Raw genomic sequence first — 14,448 nt, forward strand, 5'->3', positions numbered from 1 at the left:
CCGGCCGCACCACATGGTCCAACCACACGACGCAGGGATACTCACAATGATTCGAATGCCTCTGGCCTCCGCCAGTCTGCTGGCCATCGCCATCGCTCTCGCCGGTTGCGGCGAAGGCAAGGACGACAAGGCTGCCGCCCCGCAAGCCCAGGCACCGGCTGCCAGCACCGCTGCCAGCGCGCCGGCAGCGGTCGACGAGGCAGCGGCCAAGGCCGTGGTCAAGCAGTATGCCGACATGGTCCACGCGGTCTACAGCGACTCGCTGAGCACCGCCAAGCACCTGCAAACCGCCATCGACGCATTCCTCGCCCAACCCAACGACGACACCCTCAAGGCCGCCAAGCAGGCCTGGGTCGATTCGCGCGTTCCGTACCTGCAAAGCGAGGCCTTCCGCTTCGGCAACACCATCATCGACGACTGGGAAGGTCAGGTGAACGCCTGGCCACTGGACGAAGGCTTGATCGACTACGTCGACAAGAGCTACGAGCACGCCCTGGGCAACCCGGCAGCCAACGCCAACATCATCGCCAACCCGGAAATCCAGGTGGGCGAAGACAAGATCGACGTCAAGGACATCACCCCCGAGAAGCTCGCCAGTCTGAACGAGCTCGGCGGTTCGGAGGCCAACGTCGCCACCGGTTACCACGCCATCGAATTCCTGCTCTGGGGCCAGGACCTCAATGGCACCGGCCCTGGCGCCGGCAACCGTCTAGCGTCGGACTACCTGGAAGGCCCAGGCGCCACCGGTGGTCACAACGACCGTCGCCGCGCCTACCTCAAGGCGGTGACCGATCTGCTGGTCAGCGACCTGCAGGAGATGGTCGACAACTGGGCACCGAACGTCGCCGACAACTACCGCGCCTCGCTGGAAGCCGAGCCGGTCAAGGACGGCCTGCGCAAGATGCTGTTCGGCATGGGCAGCCTGTCGCTGGGCGAACTGGCGGGCGAGCGCATGAAAGTCTCGCTGGAAGCCAACTCGCCTGAAGACGAGCACGACTGCTTCAGCGACAACACCCACTGGTCGCACTTCTACGACGCCAAGGGCATCCGCAACGTCTATCTGGGCGAGTACACCCGTCCCGACGGCTCCAAGGTCAGCGGCCCGAGCCTGTCGTCGCTGGTGGCCAAGATCGACCCGGCCACCGACGCCACGCTCAAGGCCGACTTGCAGGACACCGAGGCGAAGATCCAGGTGATCGTCGACCACGCGCTCAAGGGCGAGCACTACGACCAACTGATCGCCGCCGACAATGCCGCCGGCAATCAGATCGTGCGCGACGCCATCGCCGCCCTGGTCAAGCAGACCGGCGCCATCGAGCAGGCCGCCGGCAAGCTGGGCATCGACAACCTGAATCCGGATACCGCAGACCACGAGTTCTGATTCGGGCAAGGTGACTGAAAGGGGCGGCCTTCGGGTCGCCCTTTTTCATGGAGCAGGCGTGGCGGGCGATCCTGGTCCTGTGCACTGGCCGCAGGCTTTTCACCCGGTAGTTGCAAATTGCTCTTATTCAAACATCCCCGTTTTGCTAAGCTTGCCGCCGGTTTTTCGCTCATGCTCAGGATTGTCGATGTCCTCGCCGCTTTCCCGACTGCCCCTCTTGCTGCTGGCTAGCGTCCTGGCCGCCTGTGACGACGCCCCGCGTTTCACCCAGGCCGAGCCCGGCGAAGCCCTGTCCGGCGGCCAGGCGACGGTGCTGCGCAGCGACCGCAATGCCTATTCCATGCCATCGGCCAATCTCACACCCGAACGGCGCCTGGATTTCAGCGTCGGCAACAGCTTCTTCCGCAATCCGTGGGTCATCGCGCCGTCCACCACCACCGCACGCGACGGCCTGGGCCCGCTGTTCAACACCAACGCCTGCCAGAACTGCCATGTGCGCGACGGTCGCGGGCACCCGCCCGAGGCCGATTCGAACAATGCCGTGTCGATGCTGGTGCGCGTGTCGGTTCCTGACCAACCCGCCTACGTCAAGGAAATCCAGCGCCTGGGCGTGGTGCCCGAGCCGGTCTACGGCACTCAATTGCAGGACATGGCCATTCCCGGCGTGCGCCCCGAGGCCAAGGTGCGGGTGGACTACAGCGTCGAGCCGGTCACTTTCGAGGATGGCTACCAGGTCCAATTGCGCCGCCCGCGCCTGCAGATCACCCAGCTCGGGTACGGCCCGATGCACCCCGACACCCGTTTCTCCGCGCGCATCGCGCCGCCGATGATCGGCCTCGGCCTGCTCGAAGCCATTCCCGAAGCCGCGATCCTGGCCAACGAAGACCCGCAGGACCGCAACGGCGACGGCATTCGTGGCCGCGCCAATCGGGTCTGGGACGACGCCCAGGGCAAGACCGTGGTCGGCCGCTTCGGCTGGAAGGCCGGGCAACCGAACGTCAACCAGCAGAACGTGCACGCCTTGGCCGGCGACATGGGCCTGACCAGCACCCTCAAGCCCGAGGACGACTGCACAGCAGCGCAGGTCGAGTGCCTGGCCGCGCCCAACGGTGACGGCCAGAACGGCGAGAAGGAAGTCAGCGACAACATCCTGCGGCTGCTCACCTTCTACACCCGCAACCTCGCCGTGCCCGCGCGGCGCAAGGTCGACGCACCCCAGGTCCTGGCCGGCAAGACCTTGTTCTTCCAAGCGGGCTGCCAAGGCTGCCACACCCCGCAATTCACCACCGGCAGCGACAGCGAGCCGGAGTTGGCCAATCAGCTGATTCGCCCCTACAGCGACCTGCTGCTGCACGACATGGGGCCGGGCCTGGCCGACAACCGCAGCGAGTTCGCTGCCGGTGGTCAGGACTGGCGCACCCCGCCGCTGTGGGGCATCGGCCTGAGCGAAACCGTCAGCGGCCACACCCAGTTCCTGCATGACGGCCGCGCGCGCAACCTGCTCGAAGCCGTGCTCTGGCACGGTGGCGAAGCCGAGGCCGCACGCCGTCACGTACTGACCTTCGATGCCGAGCAGCGCGCCGCGCTGCTGGCGTTCCTGAACTCACTGTAATCGCGCAAGGAGCCGGGCATGTTCCGACCCAAACTGTTGTTCACCAGCCTCGCCGCCATCGCCCTGGGCGCCTGCTCGCCGCAGGATCCGCAAGCCGTCACCTCGGCCGCCATCGCCCAGCAGGTCATCCTGCCCACCTACAGCCGCTGGGTCGAAGCCGACCGTCAGCTGGCCGCCAGCGCGCTGGCCTACTGCGAAGGCAAAGAGAGCCTGGACAGCGCCCGCGCCGACTTCCTCAACGCGCAGAGAGCCTGGGCTGAACTGCAGCCGCTGCTGGTCGGACCGCTGGCCGAAGGCAACCGCGCCTGGCAAGTGCAATTCTGGCCAGACAAGAAGAACCTGGTCGGTCGCCAGGTCGAGCAACTGGTGGCTGGCGACACGCCGGTCGATGCCCAGGCGCTGAGCAAAGCCAGCGTGGTGGTGCGTGGCCTGTCGGCCTACGAGTACATTCTCTTCGACAGCAAGCCGGACATCGCCAGCGCCGAGCAGAAGGCGCGCTACTGCCCGCTGCTGGTGGCCATCGCCGAGCACCAGAAAGCCCTGGCCGAGGAGATCCTCAAGAGCTGGAACAGCACCGACGGCATGCTCTCGCAGATGACCAAGTTCCCCAACCAGCGCTACGCCGATTCCCACGAGGCAATCGCCGATTTGCTGCGGGCCCAGGTCACCGCACTGGACACGCTGAAGAAGAAACTCGGTGCACCCATGGGTCGCCAGAGCAAAGGCATCGTCCAGCCACTGCAAGCCGAGGCCTGGCGCAGCCATTCCTCGCTCAAGAGCTTGGAAGCGTCGCTCAAGGCGGCTGAAACGGTCTGGACCGGCGTCGACAACAAGGGCCTGCGCGGACTGTTGGGCAAGGACCAGAGCGCGCTGGCACAAAAGATCGACGATGCCTACGCCACTTCCGCCAAGCTGCTGGCCGACAATCAAAAGACCTTGGGCGAACTGCTCGCCGACGATACCGGCAAGCAAACCCTCAACCAGATCTACGACAGCCTCAACGTCGTCCACCGCCTGCACGAAGGCGAATTGGCCAAGGCGTTGAACATTCAGCTGGGCTTCAATGCCAACGACGGTGACTGATCATGCTGCGACGCCAGGCCCTCAAACTCGGTAGCGTACTGCTCAGCGCCCTGACGCTCGGCGGCTGGACGCTGATGCGCAACAAGGGCAGCGAGCCGCTGTTGCTGTCGGCGCGCGACGACACCGAGGGCGGCCACTATGCCGTGGCCTATCGCCTCGACGGCACCCAGGTGTTCGCCACCCAAGTGGCCCAGCGTTGCCATGCCATCATCCATCACCCCGAACAGCCGATCGCGCTGTTCGTGGCCCGCCGTCCCGGCACCGAGAGCTACCTGATCGACCTGCGCGACGGACGCCTGCTGCAAACCCTCGCCTCGCAGCCGAACCGGCATTTCTATGGCCACGCGGTCATCCACAAGGACGGCCAATGGCTGTACACCACCGAGAATGACACCCGCGATCCTGGACGTGGCGTGCTGGGGGTGTACCGGTTCGAGGGCGAGCGTCTGGTGTACACGGGTGAACTGTCCACCCACGGTATTGGCCCTCACGAGGTGGCCTGGATGCCCGACGGCGAAACCCTGGTGGTGGCCAACGGCGGCATTCGCACCGAGGCCGAAAGCCGGGTGGAAATGAACCTCGATGCCATGGAACCGAGCCTGGTGCTGATGCAACGCGACGGCACGCTGCTGAGCCAGGAAACCCTGACCCAGCAGATGAACAGCGTGCGCCATTTGGCGGTGGGCACCGACGGCACCATCCTGGCCTGCCAGCAGTTCATGGGCGGTGCCGAGGAGACCGCCGAGCTACTGGCGATCAAGCGCCCCGGTCAGCCGTTCCAAGCGTTTCCGGTAGCGGATCGGCAGTTGCAGTCGATGGCCCAGTACACCGCCAGCGTCGCGGTGCACAGCGACCTTCGCCTGGTAGCGCTGACCGCGCCGCGGGCCAATCGACTGTTCATCTGGGACATGGACAGCGGCGCGGTGAAACTCGATGCGCCGATGCCTGACTGTGCCGGCGTTGGCGCTGTCGCAGACGGTTTTGTGGTGACCTCCGGGCAAGGGCGTTGCCGGTTCTACGACTGCCGACAGCGCGAGCTGGTGGGTCAGCCGCTGAATCTGCCTTCAGGATTGTGGGATAACCACCTGCATCTGGTGGGATGATCCAGGCCTGCCCGGGCCACGTTGCTGAGACAGCATGTTTTTCGGCAAAAACGCAAAGGGCCGCGAAGCGGCCCTGAAGTGCTGGAAAATCCAGGCGTCAGCCAAACGGCCTCAAGCCTTGGCGCATGCCGAACAGAAACAGCAATAGATCATTATCCGGTTTCGCCTGCCCCTGCTCCGCCTTGGCCACACGCGGCAACGCGCACTGGCCGGCAGCATCGCTCTTGCTGAACACCGTGGGCCGCGCTTCGCCCCAAGAGGCAGCAGCGACGGTGGTCACACCCAACGCCCCGACCAGGAACAAAGCTCGAGCTATTTCTAGTTTCATTACCCTAACCCTTTGACAGCGCTGCCAAACGCACTCTGATAAAAGTAGAGCAGAGTTTCAAATTCTGCCGTGTTCAGCGACGAATGGCGCCGAAGCTGGCGCAAGTCGTTGTAGGCAGCACGCTGGCAACTGATGCGTCGGCGGCATTTTTCCAGATCCAGCAACGCCACTTCAGCGCGCATCTGATCATCCTCGCCGATCACCTTTACAAAAACATGCTTGCCGTACAGGCAGCCGTGTTGCCAGTGCCCCAGGTGCATGCGCGCCAGATTAGCCGCCAGTTCTTCGAGCATGCGCTCGTGCAGCACCTGCGGGTAACGCTCACGGGCGCCCTCGGCATGCCACGTATCCAGGTCGACGAACCCGTCCAGCGCCTCGCTGACCAACAGCGCACGCCATTGCTGGTCGGCATCGCGCTCGGCACCGGCGAACACGATGCGCGGAACACGTACCCCCAGTTGTTCGAAACTGGTGAGCGCATCCAGCTCGCGCAACACCGTCGGACGGCCGAACGGGTGCAACAGGCTGCGATAGATATGCCCTACCTGACGCTTGGCGTAGAGCAGGTGACCGCTGCCATCGTCCAGACGCTGAACGCCGCTTTCGCCACCGCGGCGCTGGTTCGGCGCTTCGACCCACTCGCCCTGCTGCTGCCAGTAATAGTCGAACCGCGACGTCTGATCCCGAACTGTTGCCATGAAGCCGTTACCCCTTGCGTAATACGTAAACTCGCCACATGGCATAGAACGGGAGGAAGTCCAGTCGTTCCTGAATCCTGAAGCCTGCCGAAACAAATTCCTGCTCAACCGTAGCAGCAGGTAACACAAAGCGATTCTGGTAACTGTCCTGCTCCACCTTGGCGCGGCGGCGTGCCTCGAGCTTCTGCCGGCGCCAAGCTTTGAAGTTGCCATCCACCCACAGCGAAAGTATCACGCTGTCGCGACTAACCCTCTGAAATTCAGAAAGAATCTGCTTGCGGTGAGCAGGATCGCCGATGTGGTGCAGCAGACGCATACAAAAGATGCTGTCAACCGCGTTGTCAGGCAAATCGATAGCAAAGGCGGAAGTCTGCAAAGGTCGTACCCGCGCCACTACCTCTGGCGATTGCGCGGCACAGGCTGTCTCGATCATCGCCGCCGAGTTGTCGGCGCCAATGATCACGCGGTTGGGCTTTTCCGCCAGCAACGGCCAGAAGCGGCCGGCACCGCACGGCAAATCGAGCACCAGCCCCGGTTCACCGGCCAGCGTCAGGGCGCGTCGGGCGAGTTGCTCGTCGCGAGTGTGAGACAGACGCCGGGCCAGTCCTTCCTGGTGCTTGAGCAAGTACTCCCGCGCGTGTTGCTGGTCGTACTTTTCGGAAAACGCGAGTTTGATAGGGCTACGCATGGACGGTCTCCTGAATCGATGCCGGCCACCTTAGGCGGGCAAGCGTCGGCATCAGGTCATGACCGTGTGAAAAATCTGTCACACCAAGGAGATAGGTCTTACGAGATATGTAGAAGAGGTTTGAGATCAGCGGGGCTTGAACAGCCCCGCGCTGCTACTGGGCCGGCTCTTGCTCTTGGAGCACCGGGCTGCCCTGGCTGAGGTCGACCTGAAAGCGGCAGCCGTGGGGCGAGGTCGCGGTGAGGGTCACCCGCCAGCCCTGGTCATCGCAGATCCGCTGCACCAGCGAAAGGCCCAGGCCGAGCCCTTCGCCACGCCGCTCGTCGCCGCGTACGAAGGGCTTGAACATGGCCTCGCGCTGTTCCTCCGGAATGCCCACACCGCTGTCCTCGACGCTAAAGCCATTGGCTTCCAGGCTCAGGCGGATATAGCCGCTGTCGGTGTAGTGCGCCGCATTGCGCAGCAGGTTGCCCATCACCGATTGCAGGAAGGTGGCGTTGTACAGGGTCGCACTGGCGCTGACCCGACCGTCGTAGTACAGCGTCAGGCCTTTCTGCTCGATGGTGTCGCGCCAGACACCGATCAGGTCGTCGCCCACCTCGCGCAGGCTCGCCCGCGAGGCCACCGCCCCTTCGTCGCGCTGGGCACGCGCCAACATCAGGAAGGTCTTGACCAACTCGCGCATTTCCTCGGTGGCCCGCGCGATGCGCTCCACCTGACTGCGTGACCGGCTGTCCAACCCTGGATTTTCCATCAGCAGCTCGCACGAGGTGGCCAGCACCATCAGCGGGGTACGCAACTCATGGCTGACGTCGCTGGTGAACAGGCGCTCGCGGGTCAACGCATCGCGCAGCCGACCCAGGGTGTCGTCGAAGGCCACGGCCAATTGGCCGACTTCATCGGCCGCGTAGTCCGGTGCCAGCGGCGGTGCCAGGCCGAGCAGTTGATCGCGATGACGTACCTGGCGAGCCAGGCGGATCACCGGCGCCATCACCCGGCGCGCCAGCAACCAGCCGAGGAAGGCCGCCAGTGCCAGACTGAGCACAAAGCCCACGGTCACCACGGCGAACAGCACCCGTTCGCGCTCCTCGAAGTCACTCTGGTCCTGCAGCAGGACGTAGTGGCGGCCGTCCACCACCTCGACCATGGCGTGGTAGGACAGTTGGTCGCGGAAGACCTCATGGAAGCCGGCTTCCAGATGGCGCAGGTCCTTGGGCAGCTCGAAATCGTCGCGCCCGCCGTCGAAGTAGAACAACTGGTCCGGACGCGGGCGATGGCTCCAGTCGCTGACACTGTCCATGCGCAGCAGGCGCTGCAGATCGCCACCGAGCACCGAGGAGATCAGGCGCTCTTCGACCAGGTGGACGGTGGCGACAATGCCGAAGGCGAACGCCCCGGCGACCAGCGCGCTCATCAACGCGAAGGCGATGATGATGCGCTGGGCAAGGCTTTGCTTAAACTCCATCGCGACCCTCGGCGAGGCGATAGCCGACGCCATGGACGGTATGCAGCAGGGGCTTTTCGAACGGTTTGTCGATCACTTGGCGCAACTGGTGCACATGGCTGCGCAGGCTGTCGCTGTCGGGGCAGTCATCGCCCCACAGGGCCTCTTCGAGCACCTCGCGGCGCAGCACGTGCGGGCTTTTCTGCATGAGCACCGCCAGCAGCTTCAGGCCCACCGGGTTGAGTTTGAGCAGCTTGCCCTGCCGGGTTACCTCCAAAGTGTCCAGGTCGTAGCTCAGGTCGGCCACTTGCAAGGTGCGCCGCCCGCCGCCCTGGGCGCGACGCAGCACCGCTTCGATGCGCGCCGACAGCTCGGACAGGGCGAACGGTTTGAGCAGGTAATCGTCGGCCCCGGAACGGAAGCCCTGCAGGCGGTCGTCCAACTGGTCGCGGGCGGTGAGCATGATCACCGGGGTGTCGCGGCGGGCGTCTTCGCGCAGGCGCTTGCACAGGGTATAGCCATCGATGCCCGGCAGCATGATGTCGAGCACGATCAGGTCGTAGTGTTCGGTGGCGGCCAGGTGCAGGCCCGACAGGCCGTCCTGGGCGCAGTCGACGGTGTAGCCTTTCATGCCCAGGTAGTCGGCCAGGTTGGCGAGGATATCGCGGTTGTCTTCAACCAGTAGAATGCGCATCGGGGTCTCCTGTGCGGCGCTTCGCTGTGCGCGGCAGGCGCAGCTTACGGCCAATGGCCAGGCATCGCCAGCCTTGACGAACATTCAAGGCAACTGACGTTTTTTTCACGCAAGCTTCACGCACCCAGCATAGCGACAGCCCGAGAATGCCCGATCTTTTGTCTCGAGCCCGTGTCTCAGGAGCCGCCATGCACCCCACCCGTCCCCGTCCGATCAATCTCTGGCTGTACCTGGGTGTTCCGCTGGCGGTCGCGGTGGCGCTGCTGTTGCTCGAACTCACCTCCCTGGACATGGACCTGGCCAAGCTGATGTTCGATCCCTCGGCCGGTCAATTCATCGGGCGGCGCAGCTACTTCCTGGAGACCGTGCTGCACGACTGGGTCAAGCAGGCAGTGATCGGCGTAGGACTGCTCTCGGTCGGTGCGTTGATCCTCAGCTTCCTCTGGTCGGGCCTTTCCAGTTGGCGCCGCGAGTTGGGTTGCCTGGTGCTGGCGCTGGCCATCTCCACCGGCATGGTCACCCCGCTCAAGCAATTGACGGGCGTGCAATGCCCATGGAGCCTCACCGAATTCGGCGGCAAGGAAACCTATAGCAAGCTGCTCGAAACCCGTCCGGCCACCGACAAGCCAGGCCTGTGCTGGCCGGGCGGGCATGCCACCACCGGTTTCAGCCTGTTCGCCCTGTTCTTCGTGCTGCGCGACCGCAAGCCACGCCTGGCCCGCGCCGCATTCGGCCTGGCCGCAGGCCTGGGCATCGTGCTGTCACTGGGCAGGATGATGCAGGGCGCGCATTTCCTCTCGCACAACGTCTGGACGGCGGTGTTCTGCTGGCTGATCGGCCTGGGCTGCTACTACCTGCTGCTGTATCGCCGTGGGTCGACGCAAGCCGCGCTGGCCGAACGCCGGTTGGCGTGAGGCCGGGCCGACTCACTCAGGGCAGGGGCTCGCGCGCCCTGACCCGTACCTGCTGCGCCGGCACCCGGGCATGCCATTGCACCACGCCGAGCGCCTCCACCTGGAACTGGCTGCGCACCACCTGCCCCGCTTCCTCGAAGGACAACTGCAACAGGAAATGCCCGCTGTTGAGCAGCAACCCTTCGCTGAGCCGGGTGAAGGTCTCGTCGTCCACCGCCCCCAGCGCCTGACGCAGCGCCGAGGCATCGACATACCCAGAAGGCGGACGATTGCTGACGATCCGGCTCAGCAGCGCGCGTGAAAAGCGGCCTTCGTAGAGTGCTTCGAGCAACGGCAGGTGTTGCAGGTCGAGGGCGTTGGCATTCAGCCGCCAAGCGCTGGTCAGCGGCAGCGCGCAGAGCATCGGGTAGCGCGCCTGGCGCAGCGCATCGGGCTCGAGCAGCAGGTTGAGCTCACTGGTGTCGAGCATGGGCTGGTTGGCGGCCAGGCGCGGCGGGCGCTGACGCAGGTACTGTGCACTCTCGGCGCCTTGCAGGCGGCTGTCGCTGTCGGCGTCGAGCCAGTCGGCCAAGGCATCCACCAGCCGCTCGGCCGCCAGGTCATCACCGAGCAGGCGCCGCAGTTGCCGCTCGGCGCGCTCGGCATCCTCGCCGAGCAGCGCGTTGACATTGAAGCAACTGTGCTGGTCGCGCACCTGCAAGCGCGCCGTGCCTGCACCGAAGTCATAGCTCAGCGCCTGACCGCGCAGGGCCTGCCAGAACAGCGGACTGGCACGCCAGGCTGGATCGCGCAAGGCCTGGCTGGCATAGGCCAGGCCCGCCTGTTCCATGGCGCGGATCTGCACGCGCTGGCGCAGCAAGCGAGTTTCGTCCACCTGGCGCCGTCCCTCCTCCACCAACCAGGCCAGACCCGCCGCCAGCATGCCCAATGCCAGCATCACCATCAGCAGGGCCACGCCCCGTTGTCGTTCGGCACTGTTCACAGGGCGCCTCGTCGTTCATCGAAGCCGACAGTCAACAGGGCGGGTGTTGCAGAGAGATGGCAGCCGTCACCTGAGCGTCATCTGAGCCAGGCAGGATTGGCGCTCTTTTCGCGACCTGAAGGAGTTTTCGCACATGGGTGGTATTGGCATCTGGCAACTGGTGATCGTGCTGTTGATCGTCTTCCTGCTGTTCGGCACCAAGCGCCTAAAAGGCCTGGGCAGCGATGTCGGCGAGGCCATCCAGGGCTTTCGTAAGTCGATGGGCGGCGAGAGTGACAGCAAAGCTGCAGCCGACACCCAGGTTCAGGCGCAACAGTCGACGGAACGCCAGCGCTGATGTTCGAGGTCGGCTTCAGCGAGCTGCTGCTGGTGGGCATCGTTGCGTTGCTGGTACTCGGTCCCGAGCGACTGCCGGTGGCGCTGCGTAGCGTCGGTCGCGGTCTGGGCCAGGCGCGCCGGGCGATGAACCAGTTGCGCGCTCAGGTCGAGCGGGAGATCGACCTGCCGGCACTGGACAGCGCGCCGCTGCGCGCGCTCGAACAGGAGATCCGTGAAGGCGTGCGCCTGACCGAGGCCCCGGCCAAGGAGCCCACACCATGAGCCTGGTACTGCCCGAACACAGGGCCCTGCCGCTGACCGAGCACCTGCGCGATCTGCGCCGGCGCCTGCTGCGCATGCTATTGGCCCTGGCCCTGGTGTTCGCCGCCCTGTTCCCCTTCGCCCAGACGCTCTACACCCTGGTCTCCGAACCCCTGCGGCGCTACCTGCCCGAAGGCGCGAGCATGATCGCCACCAGCGTCACCTCACCCTTTCTCACGCCGTTCAAACTGACCGCGATGTGCGCCGTGTTCATCAGCATGCCGCTGCTGCTGCATCAGGTCTGGGGCTTCATCGCCCCGGGTCTGTACCGGCGGGAAAGACGCATTGCCGTGCCGCTGCAGGTGTCGAGCATCCTGCTGTTCTACGGCGGCATGGCGTTCGCATTCTTCCTGGTGTTTCCAGTGATGTTCGCGTTCTTCGCCAGCGTGACACCGGACGGAGTGGCGATGATGACCGACATCGGCCAGTACCTGGACTTCATCCTGGCACTGTTTCTGGCGTTCGGCCTGGCATTCGAAATCCCGGTGGCCACCTTCATCGTGGTCTGGGCGGGGCTGACCGATGTCGCCAGCCTGCGCCGCAGTCGCCCTTACGTGATCGTCGGGTGCTTCGTGGCCGGGATGATCCTGACGCCGCCCGATGTGTTTTCCCAGACCCTGCTGGCCGTGCCGATGTGGCTACTGTTCGAGGCGGGCCTGCTGGCCTGCGCCGCGCTGCGCTCGCCGCAGCCCGCCGGCGAAACCTCGGCATAGCCTGCACAGCGGGAAGGGGTTGCAGGCTCCAAGCAGCCCAGCGCTACTCGCATGCTGGAGACTTCACCTGCCGATGAGTCTCCCCCATGACCGCCGCGACCCTGCACACCACCTTCGCCCTGGACCGTCTGACGCAACTGGCCGAGCACCTTTCTTCGACGCAGTTCCACTCGCTGCTAGCCCCGGTGTTCGGTGACGACCTGCCTGCCACTTGCTACCAGCGACTGCATGACGCACTGCGCAACGGCACTGTGCGTAACCCCAGTCACCGGATCGCCCCTGAATTGCCCGGCAAAGCCTGCTACGACAACCTCACCCGCTGCATCCACCTGCACCCACAACTGATCGCCGATGCGCGCCAAGCGCCGCAGATGAGCTGCGAGCTCGCCACCGTGCTGCTCCACGAGTTCGGCCATCATCTGGACAACCTGCTGCGCCACGATTACGCGCCGCTGCGCGAGCAGGGCACAACGCTGGCCGAGGACGCCGCGCTCGAGGAAGGCGCACGTTTCGCTCATCTGTTCAGCTCGGCTGCGCATAGCCAGCCTGGGCTGCACTGGGTCGCACGACTGGTCGAAGGCCAACGCAGCCTCAGCTTCGAAGTCGAGGGGCAGGCATTGCAGGTGTACCTAAGTCAGCACCAGGGTGAACAGGCGCAACGGATCGAAGCCGCCACGGGTTCGCGCGAAGGCTTTTCGGCTGGACGTGGCGACAAGAACCGTCCAGAGCTGTCATGGGGTCACGAGTCGATCGAGGAGGACCTGAAGCTGGCCGGTTTCAACGCCCAGCAATGCCACGCCATCTACTTCGGCAACTGGCTGCGCGACTATTCGCAGTTGCTCGACCCCAAGCTGGTCAGAGCAATCGACGCGCCCAAGGACTTCCCGGCCAAGCTGTCGCGGGAGGTGCTGACGCAATTGGTCGACCTGCTCGCGCTCAGGGCCTTTCCCAAGCTGCAAGAGACGCCGCAAGGACGCAGCGAGTACACCGTCACCCCACAGATGCTGGGGGTCTATCGGCCCAGCGAACACATCGACAACCCGTTCAACCCCAGTCCTGCAGCCTCGGATCCACGCCGCATCGACCCGGATTTCGAAGCACCTGTGGGCAAGGACGATGCGTTGTTGCAGGTCGATGCGAAGACCTCGATGAAGCGCTACATCAGCACATCGGTCGAATTCATGTGCGAACGCCTGGGTGTGGCCATGGCCGAAGGCCCGACCGCCAAGGGATTGCGTGAGTTCGGCGCTGCCTTGCATGTGCTGGAGGACTACTTCGCCCACTCCAACTACGCCGAACTGGCCCTGCGCCAACAAGGCCACGACACGGTGCTGACCTGGACCGCACAGGCCGACTGCACCCACGGCTGGCCAGTGGTGACCGGCATGTTCGGCGGCAGCGATGTGATCGCCAGCCTCGCCGAGCCCATGGCCAAGGTGCTGTTCCCAGTGTCCGCCGGCTTCAAGGAGATCACCCCCGGCCAGCGTGCCGACGAAGAACTGGCGCTGCTGATCCTGCTGCGCGATCACCCCGATCCGAAGTGGCAGGAATACCTCAAGACCTCACTGGAGGTGCGCGACACCCTGGCAGATATCCCCGGCTTCAATGGCGTGCGCCTGGTGTCATGGATTCTCGGCTCCCCCCTGCGCGGGGTAGCGGACCTGACCAAACTCGGCTACCAGGCCATTCTCAACCTGGCCGGCAACACGGTGGACGACATCCAGACCCTCACCCAGGGCAACCCGATGCTCACCGGCTCCACCCACCCGACCCACTCGCAATTGGCCAAGGATCATGACGTCCACCCACTGCACACCTTGGCGACATTGATGGCCCGCGTGGCGGTGCGCGAGGTCGGCTTTGCGCTGTACAAATACTGGGAGGGGGGCCGCCTGCGCGATCCGGTGAAGGTCGCTCGCGCCTTTTTCACCCATCCCAACGACAGCGACTGGCAGCACGAGCTGGTCCGTAAATGGGCCAGCGAGCATCCCGACAACATTCGTCAGGCCAGCGACGCCAGCGTGTTCGAAAAGCTCCAGATTCCCCACACCCCAACCGTGGACAAATCGGTCTGGGAACGTCTGGCCGGGCTGTTCGACTGACCGCCTGAAAACGACAAGCCCCGGCAGAAGACTGACGGGGCTTGTCGATTGCAGCGCGTCACCGCGA

The 14,448-nt window shown here is 64.7% G+C and carries 15 protein-coding genes; 9 read left to right on the top strand and 6 right to left on the bottom strand.

The genetic code is table 11. From position 1 onward, the window contains the following. Nucleotides 1-46: 46 nt before the first annotated feature. The 4 genes from NJ69_RS13325 to NJ69_RS13340 all read left to right on the top strand — a co-directional run bounded on the left by NJ69_RS13325 (nucleotide 47) and on the right by NJ69_RS13340 (nucleotide 5,179). Entirely contained in the window at nucleotides 47-1,381 is a 1,335-nt protein-coding gene (locus NJ69_RS13325; RefSeq protein ID WP_039579741.1) for an imelysin family protein, read from the top strand. Between the two features lie 187 nt (nucleotides 1,382-1,568). Then, complete coding sequence (locus NJ69_RS13330; protein WP_039579744.1) at nucleotides 1,569-2,993, top strand: di-heme oxidoredictase family protein; 1,425 nt, start codon at nucleotides 1,569-1,571, stop codon at nucleotides 2,991-2,993. Between the two features lie 18 nt (nucleotides 2,994-3,011). Next, complete coding sequence (locus NJ69_RS13335) at nucleotides 3,012-4,076, top strand: imelysin family protein (RefSeq protein ID WP_039579748.1); 1,065 nt, start codon at nucleotides 3,012-3,014, stop codon at nucleotides 4,074-4,076. A 2-nt stretch (nucleotides 4,077-4,078) separates the two neighbouring features. After that, nucleotides 4,079-5,179 carry a DUF1513 domain-containing protein gene (locus tag NJ69_RS13340; protein ID WP_039579750.1) on the top strand — a complete coding sequence of 367 codons (1,101 nt, stop codon included), beginning with the start codon at nucleotides 4,079-4,081 and terminating at the stop codon, nucleotides 5,177-5,179. A 97-nt stretch (nucleotides 5,180-5,276) separates the two neighbouring features. Here the strand turns inward: NJ69_RS13340 and NJ69_RS13345 are convergent, their stop codons facing one another. The 5 genes from NJ69_RS13345 to colR all read right to left on the bottom strand — a co-directional run bounded on the left by NJ69_RS13345 (nucleotide 5,277) and on the right by colR (nucleotide 9,031). After that, entirely contained in the window at nucleotides 5,277-5,507 is a 231-nt protein-coding gene (locus NJ69_RS13345; RefSeq protein ID WP_029613799.1) for a hypothetical protein, read from the bottom strand. Further along, complete coding sequence (locus NJ69_RS13350) at nucleotides 5,507-6,205, bottom strand: lipopolysaccharide kinase InaA family protein (RefSeq protein WP_029613800.1); 699 nt, start codon at nucleotides 6,203-6,205, stop codon at nucleotides 5,507-5,509. The genes NJ69_RS13345 and NJ69_RS13350 overlap by 1 nt, the downstream gene beginning before the upstream one ends. A 7-nt stretch (nucleotides 6,206-6,212) precedes the next feature. Continuing rightward, complete coding sequence (locus NJ69_RS13355) at nucleotides 6,213-6,893, bottom strand: class I SAM-dependent methyltransferase (RefSeq protein WP_039579753.1); 681 nt, start codon at nucleotides 6,891-6,893, stop codon at nucleotides 6,213-6,215. A 154-nt stretch (nucleotides 6,894-7,047) separates the two neighbouring features. Beyond that, entirely contained in the window at nucleotides 7,048-8,358 is a 1,311-nt protein-coding gene (locus NJ69_RS13360; RefSeq protein ID WP_029613801.1) for a sensor histidine kinase, read from the bottom strand. Further along, nucleotides 8,348-9,031 carry a two-component system response regulator ColR gene (gene colR / locus NJ69_RS13365; RefSeq protein WP_039579755.1) on the bottom strand — a complete coding sequence of 228 codons (684 nt, stop codon included), beginning with the start codon at nucleotides 9,029-9,031 and terminating at the stop codon, nucleotides 8,348-8,350. The genes NJ69_RS13360 and colR overlap by 11 nt, the downstream gene beginning before the upstream one ends. A gap of 188 nt (nucleotides 9,032-9,219) precedes the next feature. Here colR and NJ69_RS13370 point away from each other — a divergent pair, with 188 nt between their 5' ends. Beyond that, the gene (locus NJ69_RS13370) at nucleotides 9,220-9,945 is read left to right on the top strand and encodes a phosphatase PAP2 family protein (RefSeq protein ID WP_039579757.1); all 726 of its coding nucleotides are present in this window, start codon (nucleotides 9,220-9,222) and stop codon (nucleotides 9,943-9,945) included. Nucleotides 9,946-9,961: 16 nt separating this feature from the next. Here NJ69_RS13370 and gspK read toward each other — a convergent pair whose 3' ends face one another. After that, complete coding sequence (gene gspK / locus NJ69_RS13375; protein ID WP_280790891.1) at nucleotides 9,962-10,927, bottom strand: type II secretion system minor pseudopilin GspK; 966 nt, start codon at nucleotides 10,925-10,927, stop codon at nucleotides 9,962-9,964. 133 nt (nucleotides 10,928-11,060) lie between these two features. Between gspK and tatA the strand changes: the two genes are divergently transcribed. The 4 genes from tatA (at nucleotide 11,061) to NJ69_RS13395 (ending at nucleotide 14,381) form a co-directional block, all read left to right on the top strand. After that, nucleotides 11,061-11,264: a twin-arginine translocase TatA/TatE family subunit gene (tatA, locus tag NJ69_RS13380; RefSeq protein ID WP_039579760.1), complete on the top strand. Its 204-nt coding sequence runs from the start codon at nucleotides 11,061-11,063 to the stop codon at nucleotides 11,262-11,264. Next, nucleotides 11,264-11,527 (top strand): Sec-independent protein translocase protein TatB, encoded by a 264-nt coding sequence (gene tatB / locus NJ69_RS13385; RefSeq protein ID WP_039579763.1) that lies wholly within the window; start codon nucleotides 11,264-11,266, stop codon nucleotides 11,525-11,527. Before tatA ends, tatB begins: the two co-directional genes overlap by 1 nt. After that, nucleotides 11,524-12,279, top strand: coding sequence for a twin-arginine translocase subunit TatC (tatC, locus tag NJ69_RS13390; protein ID WP_039579765.1), 756 nt, complete (start codon nucleotides 11,524-11,526; stop codon nucleotides 12,277-12,279). The genes tatB and tatC overlap by 4 nt, the downstream gene beginning before the upstream one ends. Before the next feature lie 86 nt (nucleotides 12,280-12,365). After that, nucleotides 12,366-14,381, top strand: coding sequence for an HET-C-related protein (locus NJ69_RS13395; protein WP_039579768.1), 2,016 nt, complete (start codon nucleotides 12,366-12,368; stop codon nucleotides 14,379-14,381). Nucleotides 14,382-14,448 lie beyond the last annotated feature (67 nt).

Source organism: Pseudomonas parafulva, assembly GCF_000800255.1.
GTDB lineage: Bacteria > Pseudomonadota > Gammaproteobacteria > Pseudomonadales > Pseudomonadaceae > Aquipseudomonas > Aquipseudomonas boreofloridensis.

Excerpts from the sequence above, each read along its gene's own strand:
- tatB (WP_039579763.1), top strand. The coding sequence starts at position 11,264 with ATGTTCGAGGTCGGCTTCAGCGAGCTGCTGCTGGTGGGCATCGTTGCG.
- NJ69_RS13335 (WP_039579748.1), top strand. The coding sequence starts at position 3,012 with ATGTTCCGACCCAAACTGTTGTTCACCAGCCTCGCCGCCATCGCCCTG.
- NJ69_RS13350 (WP_029613800.1), bottom strand. The coding sequence starts at position 6,205 with ATGGCAACAGTTCGGGATCAGACGTCGCGGTTCGACTATTACTGGCAG.
- NJ69_RS13330 (WP_039579744.1), top strand. The coding sequence starts at position 1,569 with ATGTCCTCGCCGCTTTCCCGACTGCCCCTCTTGCTGCTGGCTAGCGTC.
- NJ69_RS13325 (WP_039579741.1), top strand. The coding sequence starts at position 47 with ATGATTCGAATGCCTCTGGCCTCCGCCAGTCTGCTGGCCATCGCCATC.
- NJ69_RS13340 (WP_039579750.1), top strand. The coding sequence starts at position 4,079 with ATGCTGCGACGCCAGGCCCTCAAACTCGGTAGCGTACTGCTCAGCGCC.
- NJ69_RS13360 (WP_029613801.1), bottom strand. The coding sequence starts at position 8,358 with ATGGAGTTTAAGCAAAGCCTTGCCCAGCGCATCATCATCGCCTTCGCG.
- NJ69_RS13355 (WP_039579753.1), bottom strand. The coding sequence starts at position 6,893 with ATGCGTAGCCCTATCAAACTCGCGTTTTCCGAAAAGTACGACCAGCAA.
- tatC (WP_039579765.1), top strand. The coding sequence starts at position 11,524 with ATGAGCCTGGTACTGCCCGAACACAGGGCCCTGCCGCTGACCGAGCAC.
- NJ69_RS13345 (WP_029613799.1), bottom strand. The coding sequence starts at position 5,507 with ATGAAACTAGAAATAGCTCGAGCTTTGTTCCTGGTCGGGGCGTTGGGT.
- colR (WP_039579755.1), bottom strand. The coding sequence starts at position 9,031 with ATGCGCATTCTACTGGTTGAAGACAACCGCGATATCCTCGCCAACCTG.
- NJ69_RS13370 (WP_039579757.1), top strand. The coding sequence starts at position 9,220 with ATGCACCCCACCCGTCCCCGTCCGATCAATCTCTGGCTGTACCTGGGT.
- tatA (WP_039579760.1), top strand. The coding sequence starts at position 11,061 with ATGGGTGGTATTGGCATCTGGCAACTGGTGATCGTGCTGTTGATCGTC.
- NJ69_RS13395 (WP_039579768.1), top strand. The coding sequence starts at position 12,366 with ATGACCGCCGCGACCCTGCACACCACCTTCGCCCTGGACCGTCTGACG.